Annotated in this window: 24 protein-coding genes; 17 read left to right on the top strand and 7 right to left on the bottom strand. The window is 43.6% G+C overall.

Annotated features, from left to right (window positions below; translation table 11 throughout):
• Window positions 1–21: 21 nt before the first annotated feature.
• From C825_RS02155 to C825_RS02145, 3 genes are all read right to left on the bottom strand, one after another.
• Window positions 22–1152 carry a BF3164 family lipoprotein gene (locus tag C825_RS02155; protein WP_009860526.1) on the bottom strand — a complete coding sequence of 377 codons (1131 nt, stop codon included), beginning with the start codon at window positions 1150–1152 and terminating at the stop codon, window positions 22–24.
• Between the two features lie 128 nt (window positions 1153–1280).
• Window positions 1281–1565, bottom strand: coding sequence for an NVEALA domain-containing protein (locus C825_RS02150; protein ID WP_009860525.1), 285 nt, complete (start codon window positions 1563–1565; stop codon window positions 1281–1283).
• Window positions 1566–1761: 196 nt separating this feature from the next.
• Window positions 1762–2640 carry a DUF1573 domain-containing protein gene (locus C825_RS02145; RefSeq protein ID WP_009860523.1) on the bottom strand — a complete coding sequence of 293 codons (879 nt, stop codon included), beginning with the start codon at window positions 2638–2640 and terminating at the stop codon, window positions 1762–1764.
• Between the two features lie 358 nt (window positions 2641–2998).
• Here C825_RS02145 and C825_RS02140 point away from each other — a divergent pair, with 358 nt between their 5' ends.
• The 5 genes from C825_RS02140 to C825_RS02120 all read left to right on the top strand — a co-directional run bounded on the left by C825_RS02140 (window position 2999) and on the right by C825_RS02120 (window position 8939).
• Window positions 2999–4231: a spore maturation protein gene (locus C825_RS02140; protein ID WP_010801231.1), complete on the top strand. Its 1233-nt coding sequence runs from the start codon at window positions 2999–3001 to the stop codon at window positions 4229–4231.
• Window positions 4232–4369: 138 nt separating this feature from the next.
• A complete protein-coding gene (ybeY, locus tag C825_RS02135) occupies window positions 4370–4804 on the top strand; it encodes an rRNA maturation RNase YbeY (protein WP_009860521.1) in 435 nt (144 codons plus the stop codon).
• 203 nt (window positions 4805–5007) lie between these two features.
• Window positions 5008–5424: a hypothetical protein gene (locus C825_RS02130; protein WP_009860519.1), complete on the top strand. Its 417-nt coding sequence runs from the start codon at window positions 5008–5010 to the stop codon at window positions 5422–5424.
• A 145-nt stretch (window positions 5425–5569) separates the two neighbouring features.
• Window positions 5570–8173, top strand: a complete 2604-nt coding sequence (locus tag C825_RS02125; RefSeq protein ID WP_010801230.1) for a sensor histidine kinase — start codon at window positions 5570–5572, stop codon at window positions 8171–8173.
• Window positions 8174–8183: 10 nt separating this feature from the next.
• Window positions 8184–8939 (top strand): LytR/AlgR family response regulator transcription factor, encoded by a 756-nt coding sequence (locus tag C825_RS02120; protein WP_009860517.1) that lies wholly within the window; start codon window positions 8184–8186, stop codon window positions 8937–8939.
• A gap of 23 nt (window positions 8940–8962) precedes the next feature.
• Here the strand turns inward: C825_RS02120 and C825_RS02115 are convergent, their stop codons facing one another.
• Both C825_RS02115 and C825_RS02110 read right to left on the bottom strand, forming a co-directional pair.
• Window positions 8963–9385 (bottom strand): Riean_0653 family protein, encoded by a 423-nt coding sequence (locus C825_RS02115; RefSeq protein ID WP_010801229.1) that lies wholly within the window; start codon window positions 9383–9385, stop codon window positions 8963–8965.
• A 12-nt stretch (window positions 9386–9397) separates the two neighbouring features.
• Window positions 9398–10057, bottom strand: coding sequence for an outer membrane beta-barrel protein (locus tag C825_RS02110; RefSeq protein ID WP_010801228.1), 660 nt, complete (start codon window positions 10055–10057; stop codon window positions 9398–9400).
• Between the two features lie 215 nt (window positions 10058–10272).
• Between C825_RS02110 and mnmG the strand changes: the two genes are divergently transcribed.
• The 5 genes from mnmG (at window position 10273) to deoC (ending at window position 15779) form a co-directional block, all read left to right on the top strand.
• Complete coding sequence (gene mnmG, locus C825_RS02105) at window positions 10273–12150, top strand: tRNA uridine-5-carboxymethylaminomethyl(34) synthesis enzyme MnmG (RefSeq protein WP_044215035.1); 1878 nt, start codon at window positions 10273–10275, stop codon at window positions 12148–12150.
• An 83-nt stretch (window positions 12151–12233) separates the two neighbouring features.
• A complete protein-coding gene (gene uvrC / locus C825_RS02100; RefSeq protein WP_010801226.1) occupies window positions 12234–14042 on the top strand; it encodes an excinuclease ABC subunit UvrC in 1809 nt (602 codons plus the stop codon).
• An 8-nt stretch (window positions 14043–14050) separates the two neighbouring features.
• Complete coding sequence (dtd, locus tag C825_RS02095) at window positions 14051–14503, top strand: D-aminoacyl-tRNA deacylase (protein ID WP_010801225.1); 453 nt, start codon at window positions 14051–14053, stop codon at window positions 14501–14503.
• 1 nt (window position 14504) lies between these two features.
• Entirely contained in the window at window positions 14505–14837 is a 333-nt protein-coding gene (locus tag C825_RS02090) for a nucleotide pyrophosphohydrolase (protein ID WP_009860511.1), read from the top strand.
• A 3-nt stretch (window positions 14838–14840) separates the two neighbouring features.
• The gene (gene deoC / locus C825_RS02085) at window positions 14841–15779 is read left to right on the top strand and encodes a deoxyribose-phosphate aldolase (protein WP_010801224.1); all 939 of its coding nucleotides are present in this window, start codon (window positions 14841–14843) and stop codon (window positions 15777–15779) included.
• Window positions 15780–15954: 175 nt separating this feature from the next.
• Here deoC and C825_RS02080 read toward each other — a convergent pair whose 3' ends face one another.
• Window positions 15955–16929, bottom strand: a complete 975-nt coding sequence (locus tag C825_RS02080; protein ID WP_010801223.1) for a polyprenyl synthetase family protein — start codon at window positions 16927–16929, stop codon at window positions 15955–15957.
• 99 nt (window positions 16930–17028) lie between these two features.
• Here C825_RS02080 and polA point away from each other — a divergent pair, with 99 nt between their 5' ends.
• The 7 genes from polA (at window position 17029) to ychF (ending at window position 23697) form a co-directional block, all read left to right on the top strand.
• Entirely contained in the window at window positions 17029–19815 is a 2787-nt protein-coding gene (gene polA / locus C825_RS02075; RefSeq protein WP_010801222.1) for a DNA polymerase I, read from the top strand.
• Between the two features lie 44 nt (window positions 19816–19859).
• Entirely contained in the window at window positions 19860–20216 is a 357-nt protein-coding gene (locus tag C825_RS02070; RefSeq protein WP_135033534.1) for a hypothetical protein, read from the top strand.
• A 67-nt stretch (window positions 20217–20283) separates the two neighbouring features.
• Complete coding sequence (locus C825_RS02065) at window positions 20284–21303, top strand: hypothetical protein (protein ID WP_010801220.1); 1020 nt, start codon at window positions 20284–20286, stop codon at window positions 21301–21303.
• A 218-nt stretch (window positions 21304–21521) separates the two neighbouring features.
• Entirely contained in the window at window positions 21522–21758 is a 237-nt protein-coding gene (locus tag C825_RS02060) for a DUF3791 domain-containing protein (protein ID WP_009860504.1), read from the top strand.
• A complete protein-coding gene (locus tag C825_RS02055; protein ID WP_010801218.1) occupies window positions 21755–22240 on the top strand; it encodes a DUF3990 domain-containing protein in 486 nt (161 codons plus the stop codon). Before C825_RS02060 ends, C825_RS02055 begins: the two co-directional genes overlap by 4 nt.
• Window positions 22241–22246: 6 nt before the next feature.
• Complete coding sequence (locus tag C825_RS02050) at window positions 22247–22459, top strand: hypothetical protein (protein WP_009860502.1); 213 nt, start codon at window positions 22247–22249, stop codon at window positions 22457–22459.
• Window positions 22460–22593: 134 nt separating this feature from the next.
• Entirely contained in the window at window positions 22594–23697 is a 1104-nt protein-coding gene (gene ychF, locus C825_RS02045; protein ID WP_010801217.1) for a redox-regulated ATPase YchF, read from the top strand.
• 177 nt (window positions 23698–23874) lie between these two features.
• Here the strand turns inward: ychF and C825_RS02040 are convergent, their stop codons facing one another.
• A complete protein-coding gene (locus C825_RS02040; RefSeq protein WP_010801216.1) occupies window positions 23875–25599 on the bottom strand; it encodes an MG2 domain-containing protein in 1725 nt (574 codons plus the stop codon).
• Window positions 25600–25893: the final 294 nt, after the last annotated feature.

Genomic DNA, 25893 nt, shown 5'->3' with positions numbered 1-25893 from the left:
ATCCATTAAAATGCAACTTACTTAAAAAATAGGATTTATTTTATCCAAAGATAAATCTTCTAAATCTAAATAATACACTTCGTCATTATTCAAATTTATTGTATATAATCGTTTTCTAACCGGATCTAACCATACACGATAGAAAGAGCGATCAGTTGTAAGCTTATAAAGAAGTTTACCGTTCCAATCAAATACATGTATTATATTAAACTTCGGGAGTTCAACACCAAGACGGTCATCCCATGCTTCTCTTCCCCAGTAGGCTGCATAAATATAGTTTTCATCTGCATGTACACAATTATAATACACATCCATAGACTCCATACTCGATTCCAAAAGAGAAAAATCAGGACTATTTTTCATCCTATATCCCGTAAGGTTTCCTGTAGAAACGTCTAAGATATTTATTTGCGGAAGATATTTCATTACCTGGACTATCTTAGATCCATTTGGATTCATTACATCCCATGTATAAAAAAATAAGTTTACAGGATTTCTTTCATTTACATCATTGTTTTGTACAGACTTTGTTTTGTAAATTGGATAATCCTGCATTAGCTCATTTGTAGAAATTGTACGTTTTTCATAATATGGAGTGGTTGCTTCATTTGTATTCAAATATTCAGCAGGTTTATAAGCAAAAAGTATATTATCAGATTGATAAAATTCGAAGAAAATACGATCATTATTATATGGAACAATTGTATCATATACTGTCGTATTTTTTTCTATTGACTGACTGATATTCCATAAAAACAGTTTACCTTCATTAGAGGCATAAAGTAAAGTCATTATATCGTCTCCTTTTTTAAACAATTGCGCTATGCAACCAACGGATATAACCTCATTGTCACCCCGTCCCTTATTGCAGAAGGATCCTATTTCATCTCCAGTATCCACATTAAAAATCTTAAAGAAATGATTTTGATAACCAGGATTCCAACAAATCAACAACGAATCATATACGGCTATCATGCCTGTATTATTTCCATTCAATGTAAGAATTTTACTATTAACATCCCTTGTTATCACACTGTTTTCATCGAAATACTGAATTTCACCATTAAAGTATTTCTTATCACAATTATCTAAATTACAACAAATAAATAGACTAAGAAATATAACTGAAATGATAATGTTAATTGTTCTCATATTAATATCTAATTGTAATTAGAGGGTAGAGGTATGTCAAAATACTGTTTCGTTATAGCAGACCCGATCTAGGATGACAGGAAATTGAATTTCAACATAGTTCTATCCTCTAAATTATAAAGTATTACTTATTCAAAACATTGAGCTTTATCTTTAGAATAGTATCTCCATTGACGCTCTTTACATTTACCTATATTAGGATATGCTGCATCACATGGTATAAGCTCATCATAATTTGAAGTACCAGGGTAGAAACATATTTTTCCTGAAGTATCTTCACCACTAGCCAATGCCTCCACATTAGCCATAGCCAAATCCAAAAGTTGTGTTTCATTTTTGCTCTGGTTGAAATTCCAGCCGGCTATAATAGCCATAGCAGTGATAAAAACTGCCCCAAAGATCTTTTTCTTCATGATCTTATTGTTTTATTAAGTTATAAATTTGTTAATTTTCTACCTTTGCCTACTGTTATTTAGTTCAGATAGTCGAATGAACCATAGTTCATTCTGTTTTTGCAGGTTATATTACCATCATACACCTCCTTTCTTGGGGTCTCCGGGAGTTTGCTTGACTATTTTGCGGTTGTGTAGCAAACTCCCATTCATTCGATCACTGAACATTCCCCTTAATTTTAACTTTGACAGGTTGATTATTTATACTGTTATACCTGATTGTCACAACTTCATCGAAGAAACCTGTATCTTTCGGTGACATCTTGATTTGTACCCAGAGAGATTCTCCAGGTTGGACTGGCTGTTTCTCATATGTAGTTACCGTGCAACCACAGGTAGTACTTACATCCATGATCACAAGGGGAGTCTTCCCTGTGTTTTTAATATCTATGGTTATTTCTTTTGTCTCCGATTTATCGAAAATTCCGAAGTCAATTACAGTTTGAGTAACTTCTACTGTTGTTTTCGGTATGTTTTTGTTTGAGTTATCTTTACCTGTAATTTTTTTCAGATACAAGTCTTTGACTGCTGTATTATATACAGGGTTACCCAAGATAGCGACTTTATTATCCTTATCCAGCAAAAATGTCTGACATCTTATATCAGCCGGGAACTTATTTAATTTGTTTATTCGGTCGTCTATGTCAATACAGACTGGACGATCGAAAACCTCATATTTTAACAGAGAATGTATTTCGTTCGTATCTTTTGAATGTAAGAAGAAGAGAAAAGGAACCTTTCCCTGTGTTGCTGAATCGGTGTATTCAATCAGTTCCTTCCATTTATGAAGCCGCAGTTTACAACCGGTACAGCCCATAGAATCTACATATATTAATACTTTGTATCCTGATTGCGGAATTTGGAAATCCGTAGTATCTATCAGATAACGTGTGAAAATCAGATTTTCAGGAAACACAATTTGTTTCCCCTGCCATTCATTCACCAAATGTGTAATCTGTTTTGTCTTCTCTTTCTGCTCGTTGTGACAAGATAAGAGAATGATTGTTAATAATATGCAATAACAAAAAGCATTCATACTCCTACTATATTTTAAATCTTATAACCGGATCATCATTTTCCACTCAGGTAGCGACGATCGTATTTGTTTCTTCGTTAATGTCTACAACTTTATATATTAGACTTCAATAATAAAAAATTGTACTCTATTTATTGTTACTTTTTTAATAGTTATCCCAACCGACCTCCTAAACAGCTCCCCTTATAGCTGATTAATATATGAATATTACATTTTTATATCAGACATATTTGCAATTCATCCAATAGAAATAGAAAATAATTGATCATTAATTTCTAAATTTGTCAAATTATATTCTATAAAGATCATATTGATCGGTATTGCAATTTATCAACGCTCAAACAAAAACCCATTAATTATGGTTCTGAACTACATCTGGATCGCTTTCTTTCTAATCGCTTTCGTCGTCGCGCTGGGCAAACTTATCTTTGCCGGAGATACGGTTGTCTTCACAGAGATTATCAATTCCTCTTTTGTGTCTGCCAAGACCGGATTCGAGATATCGCTCGGACTGACCGGTATCTTGTCACTCTGGCTGGGAATTATGAAGATTGGCGAAAGGGGGGGAGTCATCCAGTCGTTTGCCCGGTTGGGGGCACCGGTTTTCAGCAAGCTCTTCCCGGGCATACCGAAAGAGCATCCGGTGACAGGTTCTATTTTTATGAATATCTCCGCCAACCTGCTGGGACTGGACAATGCAGCGACACCGATGGGGCTGAAAGCAATGCAGCAACTACAAGAACTGAATACTGAAAAGGATTCTGCCAGCAACCCGATGATTATGTTCCTTTGCATCAATGCTTCGGGATTAACCCTTATCCCAATCACTATCATGATGTACCGGGCACAGATGGGGGCAGCCAATCCATCGGACGTTTTCCTGCCGATTATGCTAGCAACATTTTCATCCACATTGGTTGCCATACTGGCCGTCTGCATCAAACAACGCATCAATATACTCCAAAGAAATCTGGTCCTGTTCTTCGGAGGCCTGGCTGCCTTTATAGGCGGACTGGTCTGGTTGTTCAACTCATTGGAACAGGAACAGGTTTCGCTTTATTCCACCTTGTTTGCAAACACATTATTGTTTACTATAATCTGCGGATTCATTGTCAGCGGCATACGAAAAAAAATCAATGTGTATGACACTTTTATAGAAGGAGCCAAAGAAGGCTTTAAGACGGCAATAACGATTATACCGTATCTGGTCGCCATACTGGTCGGGATAGGGGTATTCCGTGCCTCAGGAGCGATGGATTTTATCATTGAAGGAATCCGTATGGGTGTCGGTGCATTAGGGATCAATACTGATTTTGTCGGTGGCCTGCCGACCATCCTGATGAAGCCGCTTAGCGGAAGCGGTGCACGCGGAATGATGCTGGATGCGATGAATACCTATGGTGCCGATTCGTTTGTCGGACGGCTGGCTTCCATCGTACAAGGCTCGACGGATACGACTTTTTACGTAGTCGCACTTTATTACGGAAGCGTTGGCATCCGCAATACCCGTTACACCATACAATGTTCACTGTTGGCAGACCTGGTAGGGGCTATTGCCGCAATAACTTTGACGTATATATTCTTTGCCTGACAACAAATTTCCGATTATCAAAATGTCACTACTATACCGGGTAAATCGGATTAATATGGCAGGTATTTGAAAATACTATACCGGGTAATATTTTTTAACATATCATTCAGAAAGACAAATAAGAATAATAATAGCATTATGACAATATCATTTTACGCAGAAGACATCGAACTTCCGGCCATCAAGAAAGAGGCTGTCAGCAACTGGATCAGGAGAGTTGCCGAAACATACGGTAAAAAGACAGGGGATATCAGTTACATCTTCTGTTCCGACGAAAAGATCCTGGAAGTAAACCGCCAGTATCTGCAACATGATTATTATACGGATATCATCACATTCGATTATACCAGTGGAAACAAGATATCGGGCGACCTTTTCATCAGTCTGGACACGGTAAAAACAAATGCGGAGAAGTTCGAAACTCCATACAACGAAGAACTGCATCGTACCATCATCCACGGAATCCTTCATCTGTGCGGCATCAACGACAAAGGGCCAGGGGAGAGGGAGATCATGGAAGAGAACGAAAACAAAGCACTGGCTATTTTGCCGGGAGAGTGCCGGGAGAGTTAATCCCGGCATTTTTTTCTTTTGCAACAAACAAAAGGAGTACTAACTTTTTCATAACATATCTAATAACATTGTTAAATATATAGATGCCGGATATTACTAATATGTTGCATGAGAACTTAATTTTTAATGCATGAAGTCATTGAAACAATAAAACTGGTGAATACTTCGTTTATTAAATAGTAGTCACTCAAAAACATATTATCATGAACACAACCTCTTTAAAACCCGGAATCCAAAAAACTATCAATAACATATCTGAAATTTGGTTCCTGTTGATTTTGGCTGTACCGACTATTTTCGACGCAATCTTCGAAATAGGAAGTAAAGGGAAATGGACAATTCCTTTCATTCTTCTTTCAATAGCGGTCATTTTAATAAGCATACTTATCAAACAATTGATTCAAAAAACTGCATGGATAAGCCTTGTACTGGGAGTTGTTTTGTGTTTCTTTTCTTCATTTTTTATAGCAGCAGCCCTCTCCGAGTATGATGAATTTCCACTAGGAACCGAACCTAATGCCCTTTCATTACTTGCCTTCGGAACAATCGTCGGTGGAATATCATTCGCCTTGGCTATCAAAATGAGTTTCCAAGGAGCATACAAACTGTATACCGATTAACAGCAAAAATATCCTCTACAAACAAAAGTTTAAAATAAATCCTGATACTCATCAGAACTTGCCATTTACTCATTGTTCAAACAGATAAGAGTCTTTCGCCTATACTTTTGAACTGTAATCAGATTTTTCATTTAAATTTACAGTTATGAAAGCGAGACTCTTATTTTTATTCCTGTGCCTGACATGGAACGGCTGGGCGGACACATTCGTCCCTTACAATCCCGACTCACTGAAAAAGGGAGATTGGATAACCCTCGAAACTGTCCATTACTATCCCTATATCGCTCCGGGGATTAAAAAAGAAATCCCTTGGAGGGCGGAGAATATACGCCGGATAACCATACTAGCTACAGTAGCAGAAAAAACAGACAAGTCCATTTCTATCGACTATACGCTGGATAACCTGTACGATTGCCATAACGCCAAAGAGAAACCCGGCTTTTATTATTTCGACAGCCGTTATCAGCAGGATTTTGCTTTCGAAAATAATACGTCAGACAAACAGATTTTACGTGTCACGTACGACCGGAAAAGCCGGAAACCACTCGTATTCGATAAAGAGAACTCATCCTATTCCTATTCGAAAACGTATGTTCCTTTCGGTGTAAGATCGGAAAGATTATCCGATTATATGGCAATTACTATCCGCGACTCGGTTAACCTGGAACAGTTACTGACTCCGATAACCTACGATATCCTGACCAAATGGAAAACAGATGGAACTATCTTATTCGCACCGGATACACGGGTTGTGGATGCCTCATTTGCTCTTCCTCCGAATACAGAATTTACCTGTAGTAATTATGGTCTCGATACATCTAAAGATTCGACTATTCACAAGAAAATATTTATCGCTTACCCGACAGAATATAAAGTAGGAGAACGAATAAAACTTCTGCTTACTCCGGGAGATTCCATTATTCAAGACAAAGAGGCATTTACGAATGCACATACCTATCGTTACGAGGGACGAGGTAGTGAACAGAATAACCTACAATACAACACTCAACGATTTTCTTATTACAATTCTGAATACGGCAACATTTCTCCTGACGAGTTAAAAAAATCCTTTCAGCACCGTGATTCTCTTTTTCAAACTACCTTAGAAAAAGATTTTAAGAAAATGGATCCTTATTGGAAGAGAGTATTTGAATTATCGGAACAGTATTTCAAAGGAGGATTTATCCTACGGTGCTACATGTTTAAGAGCAACAAAGAAGCCTGGTATGATAGCAGTTTACTCGATTGGCAAGCTCCTCCTTTCGCATCAGTCAATCCGCTTATTGATAATGCCTACCACTTGAAGAATCCTTATTCAGCACATTACGGTTTTTTCCTGCATATGTATGCTACCTATAAAAAGCAGGAGCTCAAATCGGACAATCTGTGTCTGAACAAACAAAAAATAACTCCACAAGAAGACTATCTGCTAAATAAACAAATCTTCTCTGGCTATCCTAAATACTTTGTAAACGGAGCGAACTTGACAAGTTTGATGTATAGTAAGACACTACATGAAATAGAAGATGATTATAACGATTTTATCGCTTCCTGTCCAGATACCAGCCTGACAAACGAAGTAAAAAGAGCATACAATAAACTATTACCTTTCGAATATGGAAAGAATATCAAGGAAACCGGTCTAATCGTAACCGACAGCCTGCATCTGGTGAAAGGAAGCGACCGGAAATACATCCTGCTATATGTATCCACCCCCGATGGTCTTGGCGGAATGAGCCTGCAAACGGCACTCGACTTGGAAAAACAACTCAAAACAGAAGGGTTGGCCTCTATCGTCCAATTCGAACTTTACGCACATTTTAAAGCTCACAACGCGAAAGTGGTAAAACCGTTTAAAGCCATACCCGAAAAGGTCGAAAAGGATTTAATTTATAATAAGGGAATCTCTTTACTGACGGTCCTGATGCGCGAAGACGGGACGATTATCCATCGGGATTTCGGATATTTAAACACCGAGCCAATCCTTGAATTAATAAAAAAAGACCTGAACAGAGAAGACAAATCTTTCAACGATTTTATGAAAGGATTCAAGGAGGGCATTTTAGGTGCGCTCCTAATCGCAGCAATCATCGGTATCATATACTATTTCCGAAACAAAAACAAACAGAAGCAGGAACGTAACCGCCGTCATATCCGCGAACTCGAACTCCGTGCCATTCGTTCCCAGATGAACCCGCATTTCATCTTTAATGCGCTAAGTTCGATACAGAATCTGATCAATCGCTCGGCCAATCAGGAGGCGAACAAATACCTGATCGATTTCTCACGTTTACTGCGCAAAGTTCTGGCTACATCCGAAAAGAAACTGGTTCCTCTCTCGGATGAGATCGAGCAACTGGAACTGTATCTGAAACTCGAACAACTTCGTTATCCTTTCTCTTACTCGTTGACTGTCGATCAGAATATCGAGCCGGATGCAATCGAAATACCGGGAATGCTGATACAACCTTTCGTTGAAAACGCTGTTAAGCACGGAATCGCTCCGCGCGGTACGGGAGAAATCATAATTCGATTATCTTTGCAGGATCAGTTGTTGATAATCGATATCACTGACGATGGTCCCGGATTGAAAACAGAGGCAAATGGAGGCTTCGGTATCCGTGCCGTCACCAATGAGTTCGAAATATTAAAGACTTTGTACAATACGGAAATCGGTATTACGATCGAAAACAGACAGGAGAAAGAGTCTGTTTCCGGTTGTCACGTCCAATTATCCATTCCTCTATAAAAACAAAAATATGGAGACAAAAATAACCGCAGCAATTGTTGATGACGAGCAGGGGAACCGGGAAAACCTGCTCCGCATGCTCGGTACCTATTGTCCGCAAATCAAAATATCGGCTATTTGCAGTTCAGTCACGGAAGCCCGTACCGTCCTGCCCGAAGCTAAACCGGATATCCTTTTTCTGGATATCCGGCTGGGCGACGATACCGGTTTCTCCCTCCTGGAAAGTCTGCCGGATATTCCTTTTGAAGTGATCTTTGTAACGGCTTACGACAGCTATGCGATCCAGGCTATCCGCTTCAGCGCACTCGACTATTTACTGAAGCCTATTGACCCGGAAGAACTGACACATGCTGTAGATAAAGCCGTCCAGGTCGTCTTACGAAAACAGGAAAACAAACGGATGCAAAACCTTCTGCAAAACAAGCGGGCACTGGATAAACAAAAGAAAATAGCCCTGTCGGTCGCCGATAAAATTGAATTTGTTGAAATCGGCTCTATCGTCCGTTGCGAATCGGAAAGCAACTATACCACTTTTTATCTTAAATCGGGAGAGAAGCTGATCGTATCAAAAACATTAAAAGAATTTGACGACTTGCTGACACCTTACAATTTCCTCCGTGTTCATCAATCACATCTGATCAATCTGGAGGAAATAAAAAGTTTCATCAAAAGCGATGGGGGATATATCCGCATGAAGGACGGTTCTTCCATCAGCATTTCCCGCCAACGACGGAATTATGTGATGGAAGTTTTAAAGCAGTTGTAAGCCGTAGCGGCCCGGATTCCCGTTCACTCTTTATATTTCAGGTCGAAGCGTCCTTCTGTAATACGGTCTCCCTCAAAAGTCCCGCTGAATATCCCGTCAGACATCCGGGTAATGTGGACTTTTCCATCTCCAATTTTTTGGTTATCAAAAGAGACATTCGTGTACGGAAGCGTTTCTCCCTGTTTGGGATTGGGTATTGAAAAGCGAAGGTAAGAATCGAAACCTATTTGTGCCGAAATCGTCATGCCGGTACTATCTTCCAGTTGGGTAAATTCAGCTACCGGCAAACCCCAGCGGCCGCTTACAGATACCCAACCGTCAACCAGACAACCGAATGTATTCGCACCGGTCGCAGTAGCCTCAGGCATAAGAGTGGGATCAACCGATTTATTCTCTTCACAAGCTATACAGAAAAAAAGCAAACAGATAAATACTATATGTTTCATAATGGTGTCTAATTAAAAATGAAAATTCATACCGAACAACAACGATAATTGAGAAAAGCAGCCGCCACCGCCATTCAATTCAGGTGACTCGACCTGCCATTTCTGACCATGGTATTTGACAGAATAGCTGTCCGAAGAGGTAACGATCCAATTCACCTTTGCAGAGATTCCTATATGTTGGGAAAAGAGATATTCACCGCCTGCTGATAAATTATAAGCGAGCTTGTTCATCGACACATTCCGCGGTTTATCGTACACCAAACTTTTATCTTTGTAAAGCTGGTATCCCAAACCCGTCGACAAAGACAAATTAAACTTCTGCTTGACGTAGAACAGGGCGATTTGTGGCGCAATGTAGTTCATCAGAATTTTATCAGAGCCTTCATCATGACTGTTTTTATACTGTCCACCCTGATAAATGAGACCGGGAGACAGTTTAAATGAATCGAAGATATATTTATCCCCCAGATAATAGTAGTTAACACCCCAGGAAACCCCGTTCCGCAAATCACTGCGATAAGCATCGGAGTTGTTTGTAATCCCGATCATCTTTCCCAAATACCAGGAGGGACCCGCATGGACAGAAAACAACGATTTTCCGACCGATGCCTCCTGGGCAAACAACGAAAGGGTTGACATCAACAGCCCCAATAAAAACAAATACTTTTTCATAACATTCTTTTTAAACTTATATTAATATATGATGGACTATAGAATTTAAAAGCTGCATAAGAACATATAAAAAACATATTTAGGATTAAGCCAACAACAGATCTGCATCCGTGGAATCTTTAACGAAACAAAGCATAAGCAAAATATCCTTTGGGATGGTGGCTAAAAGGCGGAGTATGACTATCTTTGCAAAAGAAACAAAGAGAATTACGACAATGACTTTCAATTACGATGTGATCGTGGTAGGTGCTGGCCATGCAGGCTGTGAAGCCGCAGCAGCTGCCGCCAACCTGGGTTCAAAAACGCTTCTTATCACCATGGACATGAACAAGATTGCACAGATGAGTTGCAATCCGGCCGTAGGCGGTATCGCCAAAGGACAGATCGTCCGTGAAATAGATGCGCTGGGTGGGTATATGGGGATTGTAACAGACCGCACTGCGATTCAGTTTCGCATGCTGAACCGGAGCAAAGGTCCGGCTATGTGGAGTCCGCGTGCCCAGAGTGACCGTGCCCGCTTTATTGATTGCTGGCGGGGAATACTGGAGAACCTTCCGAACTTATATATCTGGCAGGATACTGTCCGCGAAATAATGTTGGACGGAGATACTGTCTGTGGGGTCAAAACCAATATGGATGTAGAATTCCGAGCAAAAAGCGTAGTCTTAACTAACGGAACGTTCCTGAACGGCCTAATGCATATCGGACGTACACAATTACGTGGCGGACGCATCTCGGAACCGGCAGCAACGGGGCTCACGGAACAACTGGTTTCTCTGGGAATTAAATCGGAACGGATGAAGACCGGAACACCTGTACGTATCGACGGTCGCAGCATACACTTCGATGAAATGGGCGAACAACCGGGAGAGAACGACTTTCATAAATTCTCTTATCTCGATTTTCAGCCGCGCCCGTTAAAACAACTTAGCTGCTGGACGACTTTCACAAACGAAGCATGTCATAATATTTTGCGTGAAGGTCTCCCCGACTCTCCCCTGTACAACGGACAAATCCAGAGTATCGGTCCGCGCTATTGTCCCAGCATCGAAACAAAGATCGTAACATTTGCAGATAAAACCCAACACCAACTGTTCCTGGAACCGGAAGGCGAAACAACACAGGAGTATTACCTGAACGGCTTCTCCTCCTCTCTCCCATTAGACATCCAGTTGCGTGCGCTGCAAGCAATCCCTGCATTCAGAGATATTCAAATCTATCGCCCGGGATATGCAATCGAATACGATTTCTTTGATCCGACGCAATTACATCATAACCTGGAAACAAAACAAATCCGTAACCTGTTCTTTGCCGGACAAATTAACGGTACAACCGGTTACGAAGAGGCAGGCGGACAAGGATTGATAGCCGGCATCAACGCACATATCAATTGCCACGGAGGCGAACCGTTTATCCTAGGACGCGATGAAGCCTATATCGGCGTACTTATTGACGACCTCGTAACGAAAGGTGTAGACGAACCTTACCGTATGTTTACCTCCCGTGCCGAATATCGCATCCTGCTCCGCCAGGATGATGCCGATATGCGCCTGACAGAAAAAGCCTACAAAATAGGTTTGGCTAAACAAGAGCGTTACGACCTGCTGACAGAGAAAAAAGAACACAGGGATGCTATTATCAACTTTGCAGAAAACTATTCCGTAAAGTCGCAATACATAAACGAAGGATTGGAAAAGCTGGGTACTACCCCACTCGCTCACGGTTGTAAACTGATCGACCTGATCCTTCGTCCGCAACTCACTTTGGAAAGCGTTGCCACCCTCGTCCCCGCACTCCGCACAGAGTTGGACAAGGTTCCTGTTTCACGCAAAGAAGAGATTATCGAAGCAGCCGAAATCCTGATCAAGTATAGCGGTTATATCCGGCGCGAACAAATCATCGCAGAGAAAATAAACCGCCTGGAGAATATCCATATCAAAGGTAAATTCGACTACAATTCGATCCAGTCTTTATCGACCGAAGCAAGGCAAAAGCTCACGAAGATCGATCCGGATACTATTGCGCAGGCAAGCCGTATTCCAGGCATCTCCCCCAGCGATATAAATATTCTGCTGGTGCTCCTCGGAAGATAAAACGCGAATTGTTCCACGTGAAACATTTACTTTAGGTAAAAGAAGCTAAAACACTGGGTATAGGACAGAAACAGTTAAACAAGATGAGTTCAGAAACGGAGAAACATATAAAAATGATACTTTCTATCTTGCCGGACAAGCCTGGTTGCTACCAGTACTTCGATGATAAGGGAACGATCATTTATGTAGGCAAAGCAAAGAACCTGAAGCGCCGTGTATCCTCCTATTTTAATAAGGAACACGACAGCAATAAGACACGTGTACTGGTAAAGCAAATCCGCGACATCAAATACATTGTTGTCAATACAGAAGAGGATGCCTTGCTGCTCGAGAACAATCTGATCAAACAGTATCGTCCCCGGTACAACGTCATGCTGAAGGATGACAAAACATATCCTTCGATTACCGTAAAGAACGAATATTTTCCCCGCATATTTCAGACCCGGAATATAGTAAAGGATGGCTCACAATATTACGGCCCCTACCCGTCCGTATACACTGCCAAAGTCATGCTTCAGATGCTGAAGGAACTTTATCCGTTACGTACCTGCAAATATCCATTGACACCGGAATCTATCGCAGCGGGGAAATACGAGGTCTGTCTGGAATACCATATCAAATGTTGCAAAGGGCCTTGCGTAGGTTTGCAATCTATGGAAGAATACCAGCAAAACATTTCCGAAATAAAGGAAATCCTTCGCGGAAATATCTCCCAGATCAGTAAACACCTCTATGAAGAGATGCAGGTTTTGGCCGGAGAACTGAAGTTTGAAGAAGCTCAAAAAATAAAGGAGAAATACGAAGTAATAGAAAACTACCGCGCAAAATCGACAGTAGTTACGCCTATGCTTCATAATATAGATGTATTCTCTTTTGCAGAGAATGAGAAGTCGGCTTATATCAATTTCATGCATATTGGAAACGGGGCGATCGTACAGGCTTATACTTTTGAATACAAAAAACGGCTGGACGAAACCAAAGAAGAACTGCTCAGCCTGGGTATCGTAGAAATGCGTGATCGTTTTAAAAGTACGGCACGCGAAATCATCGTTCCTTTCGAAATGGAAATGGAATTAGGTAATGTGACCTTTACGGTTCCACAGCGTGGCGATAAAAAGAAATTGCTGGAACTGTCTGAAATGAATGTAAAGCAATTTAAGGTAGACCGATTAAAGCAAGCGGAAAAACTCAACCCAGAACAACGGAGCACACGTATTCTGAAAGAAGTACAGGACGCTTTGCACCTGCCTAAATTACCGATACATATCGAATGTTTCGACAACTCAAACATACAAGGAAGCGATGCCGTGGCTGCCTGCGTTGTCTTCAAAATGGCGAAACCATCGAAGAAAGACTACCGCAAATACATTATCAAGACAGTGGTCGGGCCCGATGATTACGCATCCATGAAAGAGGTAGTGCGCCGCCGTTACCAGCGAGCCGTAAACGAAGGTTCTCCCCTGCCCGACCTGATCCTTACCGACGGTGGAAAGGGGCAAATGGAAGTCGTTCGGGAAGTCATACAAGACGAGCTTCATCTCGACATACCGATAGCCGGACTGGCGAAAGACGGAAAGCACCGGACCTCAGAACTTCTTTTCGGCTTCCCTCCCGTTACGGTCGGTATGCCAATACAAAGCCAGATGTTCCGCTTCTTTACACAAATACAGGACGAAGTGCACCGCTTTGCCATCACCTTCCACAAGGACAAGCGCAGCAAAAGCCAGACCCGCTCCGAACTGGACAGCATCAATGGGATCGGAGAAAAGACTAAAGTATTACTTTTGCGCCATTATAAGAGCGTAAAGAGAATACGGGAAGCCAGCTTCGATGAATTGAAGGAATTGATCGGGGAAGCTAAAACAAAAGCATTAATAAATGGTTTAAAGTAAACATACAAATGAGAACAGTTATACAGCGTGTACAGCATTGTTCCGTTACAATCGACGGACAACTCAAATCCAATATAGGAAACGGGATGCTGGTATTGGTCGGTATCGAGGACCGCGACACACAGGAGGACATCGAATGGTTGTGCAAGAAGATTGCCAATCTGCGCATTTTCGACGATGAAAACGGGGTTATGAACCGCTCTGTAATCGATACGGGCGGCGAGGTAATGGTGGTTAGCCAATTCACTTTACATGCCTCTACAAAGAAGGGAAACCGCCCCTCCTACATCCATGCCTCCAAACCAGACTTTGCCATCCCGATGTATGAATCATTCTGTGCCGAAATGGGACTGCAAATCGGCAAGAATGTTGCCACCGGAGAGTTTGGCGCAGATATGAAAATAGAGTTACTGAATGACGGGCCGGTCACTATCCTGATCGACTCGCAAAATAAAGAATAAGATGGCTGATATTACCTTGCAACAAGCCCAGGAGAAAGTGGACCAGTGGATCAAAACGTATGGCGTACGCTACTTCAACGAGCTTACCAATATGACGATCCTGACCGAAGAAGTTGGCGAACTGGCGCGGATCATGGCACGCACCTACGGCGAACAATCGTTCAAAGAAAGCGATAAAAACCGCGATCTGGGCGATGAAATGGCCGATGTGCTATGGGTATTGATCTGCCTGGCAAACCAGACCGGCGTGGACCTGACCGCAGCATTCGAAAAGAATATGCAGAAGAAAACCAGCCGGGACAAAGAACGACATATAAACAACAATAAATTATAATTTATGGCACACGAACACAATTGCAGCTGCGGTCACGACCATGATCATGAACATCATCACGATCATGAACACGAACACATGGACAAATACCATGAAGCGTTCGCCAAATTCGACCCGGCCGGAACGGAAGAAATAGTAGGAAAGCACGTCGCATCCATCCTGGAAAAACACGAAAAAGAGAACTTCACCCCCGAAGTCCTGAAACAAATCCACGGATGCATCGACCTGACTTCGCTGACCAGCATCGACACAAAAGAAAGTATCTGGAAACTGGTAGACCGGGTAAATGATTTCGAAGGTACCCGCCCCGACGTTCCGAATGTCGCTGCCATCTGCACCTATCCCCTATTCGTGGAAACAGTCAAGCAGGCATTGACGGCACAGGAAGTAAAGATCGCCTCGGTAGCTGCCGGGTTCCCCTCCTCACAGACATTCATCGAAGTGAAGATTGCAGAAACAGCCATGGCAGTCATGACGGGAGCCGACGAGATAGACGTAGTGATGAACCTCGGTTATTTCATGGAAGATAACTATGAAGAATTGACCGAAGAGATACAGGAGATCAAAGAAAGCTGCCGCGAAAGCAAACTGAAAGTGATTCTCGAAACCGGTGCCCTGGTCACTCCGGAGAATATCCGGAAAGCTGCTATCTTAGCCCTGTATTCAGGCGCAGATTTCATTAAAACATCCACAGGCAAAGGTTACCCCGGTGCAACCCCGGAAGCCGTCTATACGATGTGTAAAGTGATCAAAAAGTACCATTCCATCACAGGAAAGCAGATCGGTATAAAAGTATCGGGAGGTGTACGCACTGCCGAAGATGGTGTCAAATACTATACAATCGTCAAAGAAGTACTGGGCAACGACTGGCTGAACAAGGAACTGTTCCGTATCGGTGCCAGCAGCCTGGTTGAAGATATTGAGCACCGCCTGGGCAAATAAATTCATCTCCGGAAAAGCGATCTTAGAAAAAAGGGACGCGGATTACGCAGACGGGCGCAAAGAAACGCAGATAATTATTGTTCAAAAACAAAAAGTCTGTGTTCATCTGCGCCCGTCTGCGTAATCCGCGTCCCCTTTCTAAGATATCAGATACAACCAACAAACTTGGAAGCTATTACTTCTGCCGTTCCATAATATAATCGGCCAACGCCAGCAAACCTTCGCGGGCATCCGATTCCGGAAGCTGCATAAGCACCTCCACTGCTTTGTCGTGATACTCTTTCATACGCATTTCTGCATATTCAATACCTCCGTTCGCCTTGGCAAACTCGATCAAAGCATCAATATTTCCGGATGAGAAATCCTTTTCATTAATCACTTTCAAGAAAGACTCCACCTCTTCTCTCCTGCCACTTTCAAGTGCATGCAGCAAAGGCAGCGTCACCTTTCCCTCACGTATATCGTTACCGGTCGGTTTGCCGATATTCATTTCTTTGAAGTAGTCGAAAATATCATCCTTGATCTGGAAACAATACCCCAGATACTCTCCGAACTTACGGCATTTAAGCACCAGTTCCTGCGAAGCATCCGCCGAAATAGCACCGATCTCCGTGCAGGAAGAAAGCAGCGTAGCCGTCTTTTTCTTAATCACCTGCATATAGCAAGCCTCGTCGAGGATACTCTCTTCGGCCGTTTCGAGCTGCTTGATCTCACCCTCCGATAGGTCACGTCCGAGGTTGGATACGATATTTATGATTTGCAAATTGCCTGTTTGAATAGAACGAATCAATGCGGTGGAAAGGACATAATCACCTACCAACACCGAAATGCGGTTATCGAAAATAGCATTCAGCGAAGGGACTCCCCTACGCTGTTTCGTCTCGTCGATAACATCATCATGTATCAGGGTAGCCGTATGCAACAATTCAAGGAAAACGGCCGAATTGATCGTATGGTCGGTTACTTTTCCACAAGCTTTTGCTGTGAGAAGTACCAGTAACGGGCGGACATGTTTGCCACTGGCATGCAAGAGCTGGTCGATAGCTGATTGCAACCTATGCGTCTCACTACGAAGTGAATCCGCAAACTCATCGTTAAAGCGTTTAAACTCTTCCGCAACCGGTTGTTCTATTTTCTTTCTATCATTCATAATCTATCCAAAGATTCGCAAAAGTAACAAAAAGTATTGAGTAAGCGAGTTTTTTCGTACATTTACCGTCTATTGTCACCCTAAAACGTGTTAAAAGAGATGAAGCTATTCCTCATAGACGCGTATGCACTGATCTATCGGTCGTACTACGCATTTCTTAAAAATCCGCGTATCAACTCGAAAGGCATGAACACTTCTGCCATTTTCGGTTTTATCAACAGTCTGGAAGACGTTCTGAAACGCGAGAACCCGACGCATATCGCCGTGGCTTTCGACCCGAAAGGCCCGACCTTCCGTCACGAAGCCTACGAGTTATACAAGGCACAGCGGGAAGAAACCCCGGAAGTGATCCGGCAATCCGTTCCTATTATAAAGGATATTATAGAAGCATACAATATCCCTATACTGGAAGTCCCCCGCTTTGAGGCAGACGATGTGATCGGCACCGTATCGAAGCAGGCCGAGAAAGAGGGATTCGAAGTTTATATGATGACACCCGACAAAGACTACGGCCAGCTGGTATCCGAACATATATTTATGTACCGCCCCAAGTTCGGAGGCGACTACGAGGTGATGGGCGTCAAAGAAGTCCTGAATAAATACTCGCTGACTTCGGTCGACCAGGTGATCGACCTCCTGGGTCTGATGGGTGACAGTTCCGATAACATTCCCGGCTGCCCGGGTGTCGGAGAGAAGACGGCGCAGAAACTTCTCGAGGAATATGGCTCGATCGAAAATCTGTTGGAGAATACCGACAAGCTGAAAGGTGCCCTCCAGAAGAGAGTGACGGAGAATGCCGAACAAATCCGTTTCTCCAAATTCCTGGCAACGATCAAGACGGACGTCCCCATCCAGTTCGATGCCGCGAAATGCGTCCGTGAAAAACCGAACGAAACCCGTCTGACCGAGATTTACACGGAATTAGAATTCAGAACATTTATTAACAAAATGACAGGCGAAGAGAAAAAGTCCGCCCTCGCCCCGCAGAAGGTAGTAGCGAAAGGCCCTGTTCAAGGCAATCTCTTTGACTTATTTGCGACCGAGGAGCCGAGTGTTCCAAAATATTCGACTCTCGCGAGCTTAAAAACGACCCTTCATGTATATAAAACCGTTGATACTGAAGAAGAAATGGCTAAATTAGGCCGTTTTTTAGCAGATCAGGATTTTTTCGCTTTTGACACGGAAACAGATGGCATTGACCCGCTTACTGCCGGATTGGTCGGAATGTCGTTCGCGGTGAAGGAAAACGAAGCCTGGTACGTCCCGGTTCCGGCCGACAAGGAAGAAGCTACGAAAGTTGTCGCCCACTTCTCCCCTGCCCTCCAAAATCGCAAATCACAAAAGATCGGACAAAACATCAAATTCGATATTATCGTCCTCCGCAAGTATGGAGTCCGCGTGGCCGGTCCGTTATTCGACACGATGATCGCCCACTACCTGCTGAACCCGGAACTTCGTCACGGGATGGACTACCTGGCGGAAACGTATCTCAAATATAAACCCGTCCCCATCTCGCAGCTGATCGGTCCGAAAGGGAAAAACCAGCTTTGCATGCGCGACGTCCCTCTCGCCCAGATCGCCGAGTACGCCGCCGAAGATGCCGACGTCACCCTCAAGCTCAAAAACTTCTTTGCCCCCGAATTGAAGAAAGCCGGTATCGAGTCTCTCTTCTTCGACATCGAAATGCCTTTAATATATGTATTGGTAGAAATGGAGGTGACAGGCGTCAAGCTCGACACGGTTGCGTTGAAGCAGTCATCGGAAGAACTGACCGCCGCACTCAACAACCTGGAAAAAGAGATTTACGAACTGGCAGGTGTCAAATTCAATATCAACTCCAGCAAACAGGTGGGCGAAGTCCTTTTCGAACATCTCAAGATCGAAGAGAAAGCCAAAAAGACAAAAACAGGCAGTTACAGTACGAGCGAAGATATTCTGGAAAAAATGCGTTCCAAACACCCGGTGGTAGGCAAGCTGCTGGAATATCGCGGACTGAAAAAACTGTTGAGTACCTATATAGATGCCCTTCCCGAACTGATTAATCCGGAAACAGGCAAGGTCCACACCTCGTTCAACCAGACCGTCACGGCTACCGGCCGCCTGAGTTCGACGAATCCGAATCTCCAGAATATCCCTATCCGCGACGAACTGGGACGTGAGATCCGTAAAGCATTCATTCCCGACAACGAAGATTGCACCTTCTTCTCGGCGGACTACTCGCAGATCGAACTCCGCATCATGGCCCATCTGAGCCAGGACGAGCACATGATCGAAGCCTTCCGCAGCGGCGCCGATATCCACTCCGCAACCGCCGCCAAGATATATGGCATCCCGGTCGAGGAAGTGACCGGTGACATGCGCCGCAAGGCAAAAACGGCCAATTTCGGGATCATCTACGGCATCTCCATATTCGGACTTGCCGAACGGCTGAACATTCCCCGGGCAGAATCCAAAGAGCTTATAGAAGGTTATTTCAAAAGCTATCCGGGTATCCGCGATTACATGGACGAGAGTATCCGCATCGCAAAAGAAAAAGGCTATGTCGAAACGATATTCAAACGCAAACGTTACCTGCCGGACATCAATTCGCACAACGCCATCGTACGCGGTTATGCCGAACGAAATGCGATCAACGCCCCTATCCAGGGTAGCGCCGCCGACATCATCAAGGTAGCGATGGTACGCATCTACAACCGTTTCGAAGAAGAAGGTCTGAAAAGCAAAATGATCCTTCAGGTACACGACGAACTCAACTTCAACGTCTGCCAAGACGAGCAGGAAAAAGTACGTCAGATCGTCCTCGAAGAAATGGAAAACGCCATCCAGCTCCAAGTCCCCCTGATCGCCGACTGCGGTGAAGGGAAGAACTGGCTGGAGGCACATTAAACAGAGGTCTGATAAAACATACTAGTATATGAAATACCTCATTCTTGCCCTGGCATTATCGTTCGTTTGCTCCTGTAAGCAAACGAACGATAAAAACATACAACTGGTCACAGTCGACGTCGCAAAGGACTATCCACCCAAAGAAGTCTGGTTGCAAGATATCGCCGAAATGGTGCGAACCGGTCTATCGCAACCGTGCCATAAACAACTGCGAGATGGACCCGAAGTTCATCAACACTACAGCTGTCCCCTACGGCTACGGCCTGATCGAACTGAATGCCATGGACCTGGCAGAAGCCTACGCCAATAACCAGATAACGGACGAGAAACTGAAAGAAATAGCCTCCAACCTAAAGGAAGAAGATAACCCGGTCTTGATGATCCTGAAATTCAAAAACTAAAAGACAGACGGATAGTGCATGAAACAGCATCAGTATAATACGGTAATATGAAATAAATCAAAGAAAGATGACTAAAAGAAACATTTTATCTGTTCTATTCGCAAGTTTACTGGTCGGCAGTTGCTCAGGGCCGGAAGTGAGATTAGAAAAGATCGCACCATACGCAGTCCCGCAAATCCCCCTCGAAGAAGAGACCTTGACCGATCTCCCGGACCTGTTCGCTCCTCCCCTGCATCTGCTGAACGATACATTACTCTGCCTGCTGAACCAGCAGGATGCCTCCTCCATCCGTATCTTCCAGACTACAGGCAAAGAAATGAACCAGTATACGCTAAAGAAGAAAGACACCGCCATCGTCATATCTCCCGATGAGAATTTACAGGCCCGGCTCGAATATCTGAACCCGGCCAACAACGTCTATTACGAACTCGCTGTAGACCGCGGAGAAATGTCGATCGCCGATTTCACCCGCCTGCGGTTAGGTAAATTCTCGCCCAAAGAAGCGTTCAAGGTAGGCGATAAACTATTTGTTGGTCTCGGCCCTTACCTCAAAGGACTACTCAGTGTTTTCGACAAAGACAAGCAAAGCAAAGAAATCAACTTCTTCGGAAATTATCCCATTGCCGGCACGGAATATCAATACCAGGAATACCTCGACTATTTCCAGGGATACCTGGCCCGGCACGACAACCAGTTCATATACGCCAGCACCTATTTCGGTTATATCGCTTCCTATTCTTACGAAAACGAACGCCTGACCAAACAATGGGAAAAGCAAACGTCCGACTTCCTGTACCAAAGGGTAAACAACCGCATCGAATTCGACAACCTTCACCACGAGGGATTCGGATGCATCACAGCCGGAAAAGAACATATCTACGCCTTCAGCCAGTACCTGTCGGAAAAACAGATGAAAGAAAACGGAATATTAGTATTCGACAAAAGCGGAAAGCTACTCTCCTGCCTCCGGATAAAAAACCCCGTCGTCTACCTGGTAACAGACAGCCGTGAGGAAAATTTATATGCCGTCTCTTACGACATAGAAAAACAACATTTGTACCTAAGCAAGTTAAAAACAACCCTATAAACCCACCGATTATGTCACTCTACGATTACATCTGGAAAATAATGCTGCGTAAAATCCCTTACGAAAAAGAAGGCACCCGCTACACCGCAGGTCACAGGCATCTGGCCTTCTCCCGCAGCAGCATAAATTAACTGTAAAAACCAGGATAATCCCTGTTCTTGAAGAATATACAAGAAAGAATGGTTATCTTTGCCAACTCCAATTAACAACAAAAATCTATGAGCGATGCAGAATATAATAATATGACACCCCGGCAAATGGAATTTGCTGTTTTTTGTGTGATGTGCGTTGCTGAAGAACTGCAAAAACCGGCAACAGAAATATATGACCTCATGATGCAAAACCGGGTTCTGCAAGACTATATCGTCGAGTTTTATGATGTACTACACACACAAAGCCGGGAATATATAGTGGAAGATATTATCAACTTAATGAAAGAAAATCAGATCCTATGATTGTTTATCACGGTTCATATTGCAGGGTGGAGAGGCCGGAACTCACTTTCTCCTGGGAAAAGTTAGACTTTGGTAAAGGCTTCTATATAACCCCTATCCGCGAGCAGGCAGAACGTTGGAGCAAACGTTTTCTAAGAGCCCGAAAAGCAGCTATACTCAATGTATACGAACTGGATGAAAATCTTTTAAAGTCCTCCGGCTTCAAGGTAAAAACATTTACTGCCTATGATGAAGAATGGCTGGATTTTATATTCACTTGCCGGAAGGGAGAAACTATTTATCTACAATACGATGTAATAATCGGAGGTGTGGCGAATGATAATGTGTTTGCCACATTGGATGCTTATTTTTCAGGATATATGAGTAAAGACATTGCATTGGACAGGTTGAAATATGAAAAGCCTAACCATCAGATTTGCATATTGAATGATGCTATCCTGGAGCAATATCTGGTATTTAAAGAAGCAATCGATTTGATATAAAAAGTTATGGATGCAGTCGGAACATTAAAGCTATTGAAATATGCACGAATCATCAAAGGGTTCGCAGAGCAAATGAAAATACCTTACGCAAAAGCTATGGATTTATTTTTCCATTCCCTTACATTTCAATTATTGCAGGATGGAGAAGCCGATTTACATTGCCGAAGCGATTTGTATCTGATAGACGAACTCAAGTTGGAAATCTACGGGAAACTATGAATAACCTCTTCAATAAATGAAAATTGCACATATACAAGAAAGAATGGTTATCTTTGCCCGCTGAAAAAGTCTGCCGGACGGCAGCTTCCGAGATGAAACAATACGAATAGATAATAAAAACAACATACTAATTTATGGCATTACAATGTGGCATCGTAGGTCTTCCGAACGTTGGGAAGTCTACCCTTTTTAACTGCTTATCAAATGCAAAAGCACAATCAGCAAACTTCCCGTTCTGTACGATCGAACCGAACGTTGGTGTAATTACCGTTCCCGACGAGCGTCTGAACAAACTGGCGGAAATTGAACATCCGCAACGAGTGATCCCGACAACCGTCGAAATCGTCGACATCGCCGGCCTGGTGAAAGGTGCCAGCAAGGGCGAAGGGCTGGGTAACAAATTCTTGGCCAATATCCGCGAAACCGATGCAATTCTCCATGTCTTGCGCTGCTTCGACGACGACAACATCGTGCATGTAGATGGCAAGGTAGACCCTGTGCGCGATAAAGAAATCATCGACGCCGAACTCCAAATCAAAGACCTTGAAACCATCGACAGCCGCATCGCGAAAGTGCAGAAACAGGCGCAGACAGGTGGTGACAAGCAAGCCAAGCAAGCCTACGAAGTATTAGTCAAATACAAAGAAGCCTTGGAACAGGGTAGAAGCGCGCGTACGGTCACCTTCGAGACCAAAGACGAGCAGAAGATCGCCCACGACCTCTTCCTGCTGACCAGCAAACCGGTCATGTACATCTGCAACGTCGACGAAGCGAGTGCTGTCAGCGGCAATAAATATGTCGAAGCCGTACGCGAAGCCGTCAAAGACGAAGATGCGCAGATCCTGGTGGTGGCCGCCAAGATCGAAAGCGAAATCGCCGAGTTCGAAACGTATGAAGAACGCCAGATGTTCCTCCAAGAGATCGGGCTGGAAGAGTCGGGCGTGAACCGCCTCATCAAATCGGCCTACCGCTTGCTGAACCTGCAAACCTTCCTGACCGCCGGTCCCGACGAATGCCGTGCCTGGACGTTCCTGAAAGGCTGGAAAGCCCCGCAATGTGCCGGTGTGATCCATACCGACTTCGAGAAAGGTTTCATCCGTGCCGAAGTAATCAAATACGACGACTATATCCACTACGGCTCGGAAACCGCCGTGAAAGAAGCCGGCAAGATGAGCGTGGAAGGCAAGGAATATGTCGTACAGGATGGAGATATCATGCACTTCCGATTCAACGTGTAAAAGAATAAAAATGGCGGTACCAGTCACACGATGGCACCGCTATTTTCACCTTCACAACATTACTGCTTATCGCCTATCGTCACCTCTCCTTTTCCTGTCTCCCAATAAGGATGGAATCCGATGGGTAACGTGTATTCACAATACTTATCTTTCAAACGTGGTTCCATCATAAAATAATCAGCAATAGGCATCCACACAAACAACCCGTCCGTCTTCCAGTATCCCTTCCAACACAACCCGATAGTTTGAGTGAGATAAGGGCATGTCGAACGATATGGAAAACTCCTTTTCCAACTTTACCGCCGGATTCCAATAGAAGATCGTATCTTTATCCCTTCCTTTAACCTCCGATAGCTCTACACGTTTTTCAGATGAATCATCCACAGAACGGGTAGAAATCACCAACGCATGTTGTGGTGTTATTGTCAAATTATTCCTATCCACAATCGGTGAACCTTCTCTTCCAAACATGGCCATCTTAGGACCGGAAATAACCCCCATAAAGGTAATAGCAGAAGGTTCTATCTGATTGATATCAAAATAAGGTTGCATCAACTCATCATTGAAAACCACCATACAACCATCCCCCTTAGGCGTTGTCCCGCCCGACAAAGCCCGATAAAAGTTCCGATATTTACTCATTCCCGGCAAACGAACCAACAACTCATCTGTAGTCGTTGCTTTCCTTTTTTCTATATCCTTCTTAGAAAGAGAAGAGGAACAATAGTGTTGATAACGGGAAAATCCTTTTTCGGAAGAAACCTTTTGCTTTCCATCTTCATCCAACCTGGTTGTTACCTGCCAATCGTCAGCTTCCGACAAAGCCGACTCATAAGGAATAGAAGGAACGACATAGCGGTTATTCAATACAGCTTCCATGTCATACCTCTTCCAAGATTGACGCATCACCGACAGGCCATCCTCAGGCACCTCCCCTTCCAACAAATCAGAAGTGAACAACATATTTGAATAGATACCTGAAGAACCTGCAACCTTCTTCTTGCCCGCCACTACCGCTATGGAAACGTAATTATCTGAAGCAATCAGCGTACTATCCACTAAAAAGAAATGCAACGTCATCCGTTCCCCATGCCGTTCGGCTTCGACCTTTATCTGTTCCTTCTCAGGTTGTCTCATGACAAGTAACCGTTCACTAAGCAAGCGATTCCTTCCATCCAACAAAAGCAATTGGGAAACACCGGCAGGCAAACGATCCTTATCCAAACAAAGCAGTTCCTGCCCCGGTTTCCAGCTTGTCCAAAAAAGCAGTTCACCCCGCGTATGCAACAACAGATACAAAGAATCGGTAGGATAGGCTACATGATCCGATTGTGTCACCTCTATAGCGATCTTATCCGATACTTCTTTCACCTGCAAAACATAGTTTTCTTGCTCCAAAAGTACCGTTTCTTGCTCTGCAATCGGGCATGCTTCTGCCAACACCTGAATCGTCTGCCGGAACAGGTACTCTTTATTCCCCGTATTCCTCATATAATCCGTGTACCCTTGCACCCGATAACTACCCGCCTCCAACGTTTTAGGAAGCAACAAATAACCATGGAACAGATGTAACGAATCGGCACGCACCTTCGCCAGGCTCACCACCCGTTCTTCCCGGTCAGCCAATTCCACATATACATAACCACTCTTCGTCACTGGCCGATGCGAAGCGGCATCCACCAGATAGGCTCTGAACCGGACCTGCTCGCCCGGTGCATACACCTGTTTGTCCAAATGCAGGTAAAGCTTTTCTTGCGGAAACAAGGCCAACTGGGTTTGTAACTTCTCGGCAACAATCTCTGCCGTTCGTCGTGCACAAAGCGAGCTGTCACGGGTTACCTTCTGAGCACTTAGTGCCAGACACGAAAGCGACAGGACTAAATAAAACATTACTTTTCTCATAAGGTATCTTTTTTACGCATATAATTTATGATATATTCCTTATAAAACCAAACAAAAATGTCTTTTTTTATGAAAAACGCTCTCCTACAATGGGGTTTTATATATTTACTTTCACCCTTCACCGATTATATTACGTTGTAATACAAATGATCCCCTATACACTATCGGGCGGTACCTTATAGCATAGTAATCCTACCATTAATCACACTACTGTGTCAGTATAGCTAGCACAATAGTGTGATTAATGGTAGGACTACTATGTGAATTATTCGAAAGCGTACGGTCTCCCAAACG

The sequence above is a fragment of the Parabacteroides sp. ASF519 genome (assembly GCF_000364265.2).
Taxonomy (GTDB): domain Bacteria; phylum Bacteroidota; class Bacteroidia; order Bacteroidales; family Tannerellaceae; genus Parabacteroides; species Parabacteroides goldsteinii.
This window is presented reverse-complemented; position numbering and strand designations above follow the sequence as displayed.